This window comes from Anaeromyxobacter sp. SG66 (assembly GCF_022690805.1).
Classification (GTDB): Bacteria; Myxococcota; Myxococcia; order Myxococcales; family Anaeromyxobacteraceae; genus Anaeromyxobacter; species Anaeromyxobacter soli.
Genome location: NZ_JALCZC010000156.1, coordinates 1 through 7,642 on the forward strand (window position 1 = coordinate 1; position 7,642 = coordinate 7,642).

Annotated in this window: 11 protein-coding genes; 5 read left to right on the forward strand and 6 right to left on the reverse strand. The window is 75.3% G+C overall.

Annotated elements, in window-relative coordinates:
• The 4 genes from MNZ39_RS22500 to MNZ39_RS22515 form a co-directional block, all read right to left on the reverse strand.
• Positions 1-504, reverse strand: a 504-nt coding sequence (locus MNZ39_RS22500) for an Hpt domain-containing protein (RefSeq protein WP_242341342.1), incomplete at its 3' end; no start/stop codon positions are given.
• 40 nt (positions 505-544) lie between these two features.
• Positions 545-1,816, reverse strand: coding sequence for a methyl-accepting chemotaxis protein (locus MNZ39_RS22505; RefSeq protein ID WP_242341343.1), 1,272 nt, complete (start codon positions 1,814-1,816; stop codon positions 545-547).
• Between the two features lie 19 nt (positions 1,817-1,835).
• Positions 1,836-2,228, reverse strand: coding sequence for a chemotaxis protein CheW (locus MNZ39_RS22510; RefSeq protein ID WP_242341344.1), 393 nt, complete (start codon positions 2,226-2,228; stop codon positions 1,836-1,838).
• Positions 2,225-2,734: a chemotaxis protein CheW gene (locus MNZ39_RS22515; RefSeq protein WP_242341345.1), complete on the reverse strand. Its 510-nt coding sequence runs from the start codon at positions 2,732-2,734 to the stop codon at positions 2,225-2,227. Before MNZ39_RS22515 ends, MNZ39_RS22510 begins: the two co-directional genes overlap by 4 nt.
• 76 nt (positions 2,735-2,810) lie before the next feature.
• On the opposite strand from MNZ39_RS22515, the gene MNZ39_RS22520 reads away from it, so the two are divergent.
• Positions 2,811-3,503, forward strand: a complete 693-nt coding sequence (locus tag MNZ39_RS22520; RefSeq protein WP_242341346.1) for a response regulator — start codon at positions 2,811-2,813, stop codon at positions 3,501-3,503.
• A 19-nt stretch (positions 3,504-3,522) separates the two neighbouring features.
• On the opposite strand, the gene MNZ39_RS22525 is transcribed toward MNZ39_RS22520, so the two are convergent.
• Together MNZ39_RS22525 and MNZ39_RS22530 are read right to left on the reverse strand one after the other, a co-directional pair.
• The gene (locus MNZ39_RS22525; RefSeq protein WP_242341347.1) at positions 3,523-4,458 is read right to left on the reverse strand and encodes a lamin tail domain-containing protein; all 936 of its coding nucleotides are present in this window, start codon (positions 4,456-4,458) and stop codon (positions 3,523-3,525) included.
• Positions 4,455-5,099: a hypothetical protein gene (locus MNZ39_RS22530; RefSeq protein WP_242341348.1), complete on the reverse strand. Its 645-nt coding sequence runs from the start codon at positions 5,097-5,099 to the stop codon at positions 4,455-4,457. Before MNZ39_RS22530 ends, MNZ39_RS22525 begins: the two co-directional genes overlap by 4 nt.
• Before the next feature lie 413 nt (positions 5,100-5,512).
• Here MNZ39_RS22530 and MNZ39_RS22535 point away from each other — a divergent pair, with 413 nt between their 5' ends.
• The 4 genes from MNZ39_RS22535 to MNZ39_RS22550 all read left to right on the forward strand — a co-directional run.
• Positions 5,513-5,884 (forward strand): PleD family two-component system response regulator, encoded by a 372-nt coding sequence (locus tag MNZ39_RS22535; RefSeq protein WP_242341349.1) that lies wholly within the window; start codon positions 5,513-5,515, stop codon positions 5,882-5,884.
• A gap of 11 nt (positions 5,885-5,895) precedes the next feature.
• On the forward strand, positions 5,896-6,678 hold the full coding sequence (locus MNZ39_RS22540; RefSeq protein WP_242341350.1) for a GAF domain-containing protein: 783 nt from the start codon (positions 5,896-5,898) through the stop codon (positions 6,676-6,678).
• A 13-nt stretch (positions 6,679-6,691) separates the two neighbouring features.
• On the forward strand, positions 6,692-7,198 hold the full coding sequence (locus tag MNZ39_RS22545; RefSeq protein ID WP_308197058.1) for a chemotaxis protein CheD: 507 nt from the start codon (positions 6,692-6,694) through the stop codon (positions 7,196-7,198).
• A 14-nt stretch (positions 7,199-7,212) separates the two neighbouring features.
• Positions 7,213-7,642, forward strand: a 430-nt coding sequence (locus MNZ39_RS22550) for an Hpt domain-containing protein (protein ID WP_242341351.1), incomplete at its 3' end; no start/stop codon positions are given.

Sequence of the window (7,642 nt, forward strand, 5' to 3'; positions counted from 1 at the left end):
GCTCGCGGTCGCGGTCGAGGTCGAGGTCGAGGTCGTCGCGGTCGCGCCCGCGGGCGAAGGCGACGGCCCGGGCGCGGGCGACGCCGCCACCGTCGAGGCCTCCGCAGCGCCCTCCGGCGCGCCCCGCGGTCCGGCGATGAGCGCGCGCAGGGACTCCGCGAGCTTCCCGGCCGCGTCCCCGCCCTCCGCGGGCGCGTCGAGCATCGGCACGATCGCGCCGCACGCCCTGAGGAGCGCGTCGAGCCGCTCGCCGGGGCTGTCCTTGGGGAGCGCCTTGAGCAGGTCCTCCGCCGCGTGCACCACGCTGGAGATGCCGACGAAGCCCATCATGCGGGCCTCGCCCTTCAGCGTGTGCAGCTCGCGCGCGAGCTCGTCGAGCGCCTCCGGCGTCCCGGCGCCGCGCTCGAGCTCGAGCAGCGCGCCCGAGATCTTCTCCACCCGGTCCGCGGTCGTCTCGCGGAAGCGGGGGAGGAGCTTCTTGCGGATCTCTTCGGAGACGCCCATGCGCGGCTCGCGGCGTGCCTTTCCCTGAGCGGCCCTTGGGCTACTCCACCTTGAAGCGCTTCACGAGCTCTGCGAGGCGCTCGGCGAGCTTCGTGAGCTCGGAGGCCGCGCCGGTCGCCTGCTTCGACCCGGCCTGCGCCTGGCGGGTGACCTCCTCGATCTCCGACATCGACTGCACGACCTGCTCGGTCGCCGTGCGCTGCTGCTGCGTCGCGAGGTGGATCACGCGGGCGGCGTCGCTCGTCTCCTGGATGCCGGAGAGGATGCCCGAGACGCTCGCCATGGCGTTGCCGCCGAGCTTCTCGCCCTCGGAGGCCTCGCGCTTGTTCCCGTCCGACGCCTCCTTGGCGGCGTGCGTCGCCTCGCGGATCTCCGTGATGAGGTTCTTGATCTCCTTCGTCGACTCGAGGACGTTCTCCGCGAGGCGGCGCATCTCGGCGGCAACGATGGAGAACCCGCGACCCGCCTCGCCCGCCTTGGCCCCCTCGAGGGCGGCGTTCAGGGCGAGGAGGTCCGAGCGGTCCGCGATCTCGTCGATGACCTCGACGACCGTGCCGATGCGCTCGACCCGCTTGGAGAGCTTCGCGATCGCGTCGTCCACCTCGACGGCGTTGTGGCGGACCTTCTCCATCGAGCCCATGAACGCCTTGATGGCGCCCTCGCCCTGCTTCGCGCCGGAGAGGGTCTGCTCGGCGATCGCGGCCACCATCTGCGCGTTCTCGGCGATCTGGTGCGAGGCGCCCTTCAGCTCCTCCATCGTCGCGGTCGTCTCGTGGATGGCCGACGCCTGCGCGCTCGTCGAGGACTCGTTCTGCGTCGCCGCCGCGAGCACCTCCGCGGAGCTGGTCGACAGCTGCATCGCCGCCTCGCGCGTCTCGGTGACGAACTTCTTCAGCGTCTCCATCACCTGGCCGATGCCGGCGATGAGCGGCGTGAGCGCGGAGTCGGTCGAGCCGGCGCGGAGCGAGCCCGAGAGGTCGCCCTGGATGACGAGGCGGATCATCGCCTCGATGGCCTCGTCGATGCCGGCCGTCACGATCTGCACGCGCTGGTGCGCCTGGCGAAGGTCCTCGACGACCGCGCTCGCGGCCCCGTTCACCGCCTCGGCGATGGCGCGCAGGCCGGGATCGTCGATCGCCCCGGCGTCCACGCGGCCGTCGTAGTTCCCCTCGGCGAAGCCGCGGAGGACCACGGCGATGCGGGCGGCGTCGGCGCCGACGACGGTGTTCCGCCTCTTCGCCGCCGCCGCGCGCGGCGCGGCCGCGCGGGCCTTCGGCTTCTGCTGGACGTCGAACGGATCGCGGGTGCTCATGGCTGCTCCGGGGGAGGCGTCACACGGGCGCGGCGGAGGTGGCGTGCTCGCGGACGAGGGTGGGGAGGTCGACGAGGAGGACGGGGTCGCCGTCGAGGAGCACGAAGCCCGTGACGGCGCCGGAGGTGAGGCAGGCGGCGGCGAAGGCGGGGAGCGGCTGCACCTGCACCTCCGGCACGCTCCGGGTGCCGATCACCTGATCGACCACCAGGGTCCGCTCCACGGCCTCGTCGTGGCTCGCGACGACGATGCCGCGCGTGCAGGCGCGCGGCGCGCCGAGCGCCGTCTCGAGGACGAGGTCCTCCGCGGGCACGTCCCGCACGCTGCCGATGCGGATGGCGTCGTGCACGACCGCCGCGAAGGTGCGCGGGCCGACCTGGAACAGGACGAGCTCGCTCGTCGGGCCGGTCACGCCGCGGCGCTCCCCGCTGGCACGGCGCGCGCCCGGGCGGTCTCGACGAGGCGCGGCAGATCGAGGATCGCGATGGCGCCCGCGCGGTCGCGGCCGACGGCGGAGAGGAACTCGGCGACGCCGCTCGACTCGGCCGGCGGCGGCTCGAGCTGGCGGCGCGGGATCGCGACGAGCCCCTCGACCGAGTCGCTCACCACCGCCACCTTCCACGGGCCGCAATGGACGATCGCGGCGCGCGTGCTCGGGCGGAGCGACACCGACCCCTGGCCGACGAGCTGGGCGATGTCGAGCACCGGCAGGACCTCGCCGCGGTGGGTGAACACGCCGGGGAGGAACGCCGGCGCGGCCGGGAGCCGCGTGAGCGGACCGAGGCGGACCACCTCGGTGACGAGCGGGGCCTCGAACGCGTAGCGGCCGCCGAGGAGCCTCAGGCAGAAGAACCACGCCTCCGGCGCGGACGCCTGGGCGCCGGACTCGGCTTGCTGCGCTTCCTTCGGCTCGGCCATCGGGCGCGGATTATCCGCGAGCCCGGGACGACCGGGCAAGATCGGTGCTATTTTGATTCACCGGGAGAGGGGCGACGTGAAGGTCCTCATCTGCTGCGAGAGCGAGATCGTCCTACATGTGACCGGCATGGCCCTCGAGGCCGCCGGGCACCAGGTGGTGCTCGAGCGCGAGCCGCACGCGCTCGTCGCCGAGGCGGGAAACGCCGCGGCGCTGCTCGTCGATGCGGTGCGCGCGAAGCAGGCGCCGCCGCTCCTGCGCGACCGGGGCTTCCGCGGGCGCGCCCTGCTCGTCGGCGACGGGACGCAGGAGGAGCTCGCGCAGAAGGCCGCGGAGCTGAAGCTCGACGGCGCCGTCCCGTCCTCCCCGCCGGAGGACCTGCCGCGCCGCTTCACCGCCGCGCTCGAGGCGCGCCGCCGCGTGCTCATCGTGGACGACTCCGAGATCGTCGCGCGGCTGCTGAAGGAGGAGCTCGAGGCCAAGGGCTTCGAGATCCAGTACGCGCCGGACGCGGAGAAGGCGACCTCGATCATCCTGAAGCGCCAGACCCGGCCCGACCTCATCCTCCTCGACATCAACATGCCGAAGGTGGACGGCGCGCAGTTCTGCCGCTTCGTGAAGAAGAACGAGATGTTCCGCTCGATCAAGGTCGTCTTCTGCTCGGGCGAGGACAAGCAGAAGGTCGAGAAGCTCGTGACCGAGTGCGGCGCCGACGGCTACCTCCTGAAGGACGAGCTCCTCGGGAAGTGGATCGTCGACAACGCCCGCTGACCCGGGTCCAGGCTCCGGCTCACTCGCCGGGCGTCCCCTCCCCCTCGGCGCAGGCCAGGTTCTCCGCGACGTCCGGCCCGTCCACGTCGACGCGGACCGCCGCCGCGGGGCAGAGCGGCGCCGCCCCGCCCGCGCCGAACGTGGAGGCGACCGCGCCGGAGGGATCGAGGAGCAAGAGCTCCGGCGGCCGATCGTTGGCGATCCCGCCGAGGAGCGCGGTCGCTCCGCAGCTGACCACGGGCGTTCCGGGGGGCAGCGCGTACCGCCCGTCGTACGCGCCACCCGCGACGAGCGCGATCGCGCCCGGCGCGAGCGCGTCCTCGGGCCGCGCGCTCACCACGCACGAGGACAGCGCCCCGGTCGCCGAGCGCTTCGCGAGGCGCCAGCCGAGGAGATCGAGCACGCCCTCCCCGCGGTTCGCGATCTCCACGTACTCGCCGCCCGCCTCGGGCGTCGCCGCGTCCGCCCTCACCTCGGTGAGGACCGGCCGCGGCGGCGGACCGGCCGCGCGCGCCGTCTCGAAGGCCCCCACGGACGGCCGGCGGCGGCCCTCGGCGTCCAGCACCGGCCGGCCGTCCGCGGCGTGCACGCGCGACGACAGCACGAGCACGTAAGGGGCGAGCGCGCGCAGCGGCGCGCCGGGCGTGAGCATCGCCCGACGCCCTCCGTCGGTGAGCGCGACCGCCGCCGGGACGCGCGAGGCGAGCGCCGCGGCGCCCGCGTCCGACTCGACGGCCTCGAGCGCCTCGCGCAGGTCGGCCGCGGGGACGAGCGCGAGCCGTTCGCCGTCGAGGATGCCCTCGGGCGCGATGGGCGCGGTGAAGCGGATCTCCGCCACGACCGCCTCCGGGGCGACGCCCGAGCCCTCGGGCGCGACGCTCTCCACGCGCACGAACGGGGCGGGCTCGGGGAGGCCGCAGGCGGCGGCGAGCAGCAGGATGGCGGCGCGCCTCACGGCCGCCCCCGCACGCCGCGGGCGCCGGCGATCGCCGCGAGCTCGGCGCCGAGCCGATCGATCTCGAGCTCGGCCTGCGCGCGCGTGAGCGCGCTGCCGGGCGGGTCGAGGAGCAGCGAGAGCCGGAGGCGCTGCCGCTCGTAGTAGAGGGTGGTGGCGCGCTTCACCGCCTCCGCCCGGGCACGGGCGCGGGCCGTCGCCTCGGCGGCAGCGGCGACCTCGCCCGTCGCGGCGACGAGGCCGCCCAGGTCCCACGTCGCGCGGAGCGTGACGGCGAAGCCCGGCGCGAGCCGCAGGTAGTCCACCTCGCCCGAGCCCTGCAGGCCGACGACGCGGTGACTGCGCTCGTCGCGCTGGTACTCGGCGGTCAGGCGCGGCAGCAGCGCGGCGAGGCGCGCACGCCGGGCGAACCCCACGGCGCCGGGCGCCTCGGAGTCCGCCGCCTGCGCGGCGGCGGCCTGCACCTCCGCGATGGCGGGCTCTCCCGAGGAGAGGACCGCGAGCGCCCGGAGCGCCTCGGCGTCGGCCGCGGCCGCAGCGTCGGCGGGGCCCGCGCGCGCGGGCGCGGGATCGAGGGTGGAGGGGGCACGCGGGGTTGCCGCGACGAGCGCGGCGGCGACGGCGAGGGAGATCGGGGTCATGCGGTGCGCCCGAGCAGGGTCCGCGCCGGAGCATCTGCGCGTGATCCTGGGCTGTTTGCGTCCGCCGCACGTCCGCGCTCCGTCCGCCGGTCTCCCGCGCGCCCGCCGCCCGCGCCACGCCGCGGCGGAGCGCCCCGGGCTTCCCCTACCCGGGGCTCGGGACACCCGCGAGCCCGGGTCCTCCGGCTGTCGCGCGCGGGCGAGACGTCGCGCCCGTTCACGGTACGTCGATATCGTGCGCTCGGCTCGGCGGCGCGGGCGCAGGCGCGCGCGGATCCTCGGGAAAAGGGCAGGCCAGCGCGGCGGGCCCTGGGCGGCGCCGCTGGCGAGCGCGTACGCGTCGCACCCACCCTGCGCAGTGGTGCCGCGCTTGCACCTCGGCGGGTGCTCGCAGCTCCGAGGAGGCCGCCGTGATGGACCGGAAGAAGATCCTGCTCGTCGACGACTCGTCCACGGTGCTCCTCATGGAGCGGATGATCCTGTCGAAGGACGCCTACGACGTCGTCACCGCCAAGGACGGCGCGGAGGGCGTGGAGAAGGCGATCTCGGAGCGCCCGGACCTCATCCTGATGGACGTGGTGATGCCGCGCATGGACGGCTTCGAGGCCTGCCGGAAGCTGCGCCAGCAGCCCGACACGCGCGAGATCCCGGTCATCATGGTCACGACGCGCGGCGAGCTCGCGAGCGTCGAGTCCGGCTACGCGAGCGGTTGCAACGACTACGTCACGAAGCCCATCAACGGCCTCGAGCTGCTCGCCAAGGTGCGCAGCTGCCTCGGGCAGTAGCGAGCGACGCCATGGCCGATCCGCGCGACCGGACCCCTCCCCCGCCGCCCGCCGCCGCGGGCCAGGACCTCCAGAAGATGAGCGAGCGCCTGCGCGAGGTGATCACCTCGCTCCGCTCCGAGCAGCAGCGGCTCGCCTCCGAGGCGACGACGCCCGTGCCGGGTCGGGGTGCGCCCTCCGACCCGGGCGAGCACGAGCGGCGGCGGCTCACGAGCGAGCTCGCGCTGGCGCACGAGGCCATCGCGCACGCGAACGCGGAGCGCGACCGGCTCCGCGCACGGGTGGAGGAGCTCGAGGCCGAGCAGCGGAGGCTCTCCGACGACTACGTCGCCGCGCAGGAGCGCACCACCGAGCTCGCGCAGCTCTTCGTCGCGCTGGAGCGGCTGCACGGCGGCCGCTCGCGCGCGGACGTCGTCGCGGCGGTGCAGGAGATCGTCATCAACGTGGTGGGGTCGGAGGAGCTCGCGCTCTTCGAGCGGCGCGGCGACTCGCTCGATCTGCTGAAGGCGTTCGGGGTGGACCCCGGGCCGATCCACACCGTCGCGGTCGGCGAGGGGATCATCGGCCGGGCCGCCGCGTCCGGCGCCGCGTGGATCGCGGGCCGCGATCCCGCCCCCGAGCCCTGCGATCCGGAGCTCTCCGCCTGCATCCCGCTGCGCGCCGGGGACGCGACCGTCGGCGCGCTCGCCATCTGGCGGCTCCTCGGCCACAAGCCGATCCTCGACGAGCAGGACCACGCCGTGTTCGACCTCCTCTCCACGCACGCCGGGCTCGCGCTCGCGCTGCGCGCCTGAGGCCGCGAGGCGCGTGACCGCTCGCACCGCCACCCTCCCCGAGCGGCCGAACGCCGCCGCGCCCGACCTCGCCGGCCGCGCCCAGGTCTACCTGCACGCCGGCCAGCTCGCGACCGCCGCCACGCGCACGGCCATCACCACCGTGCTCGGCTCGTGCGTGGCGGTGTGCCTGCACGATCCCGCGAGCGGGGTCGGCGGCATGAACCACTTCCTCCTTCCGCACCCGGTGGGGCGCGAGCGCTCGGTCCGCTTCGGCAACGTAGCGGTGCCCGAGCTCGTGGACGCGGTCGTCCGGGCCGGGGCGGCGCGCGCCGCGCTCGTCGCGAAGGTGTTCGGCGGCGCGAGCGTCATCGGCGCGTTCCGCGGCTCCCGCAACCTCGGCGAGGAGAACGTCGAGCTCGCCCTGCGCCTCCTCGGGGAGGCCCGCATCCCGGTGCTCGACCAGGACGTCGGCGGCGCGCGGGGGCGCAAGCTGATCTTCTTCGCGGACGAGGGCACCGCCTGGGTGCGGCAGCTGTGAACGGCGGAGGCGACATGGACGAACTCGGCATCGATCGCGAGCTGCTCGTGCAGACGTTCCTCGCGGAGGCGGAGGAGACGTTCGGGCGCATGGAGCAGGCGCTCGTCGCCCTCGAGGCACGGCCCGGCGACGAGGCCATCCTGCACGCGCTCTTCCGGGACGCGCACACCGTGAAGGGCGGGGCCGCGCTCGTCGGCTTCGACGGCGTCCGCGAGCTCGCGCACGACCTCGAGGACGTGCTCGAGCGGCTTCGAGGGCGGAACCTCGGCGTCACCGACGCGCTCGTCACGCTCCTCCTCCGCTCCGTCGACGTGCTCCGCGGGTCGGTCGCGGCGGCCGCCGGGGGCGCGCGGGAGGAGCCGGCCGCCGCGCTCGCGTTCCGGCGCCGACTCGCCGCCGCCGGCCAGGCCGCCGGGTCCGCCCCCGGCGCGGGCGAGCCCGGGG

Bases quoted from the DNA above. Each gene is read 5' to 3' on its own strand.
- MNZ39_RS22505 (WP_242341343.1), bottom strand. From the start codon at position 1,816: ATGAGCACCCGCGATCCGTTCGACGTCCAGCAGAAGCCGAAGGCCCGC.
- MNZ39_RS22515 (WP_242341345.1), bottom strand. From the start codon at position 2,734: ATGGCCGAGCCGAAGGAAGCGCAGCAAGCCGAGTCCGGCGCCCAGGCG.
- MNZ39_RS22530 (WP_242341348.1), bottom strand. From the start codon at position 5,099: ATGACCCCGATCTCCCTCGCCGTCGCCGCCGCGCTCGTCGCGGCAACC.
- MNZ39_RS22535 (WP_242341349.1), top strand. From the start codon at position 5,513: ATGGACCGGAAGAAGATCCTGCTCGTCGACGACTCGTCCACGGTGCTC.
- MNZ39_RS22540 (WP_242341350.1), top strand. From the start codon at position 5,896: ATGGCCGATCCGCGCGACCGGACCCCTCCCCCGCCGCCCGCCGCCGCG.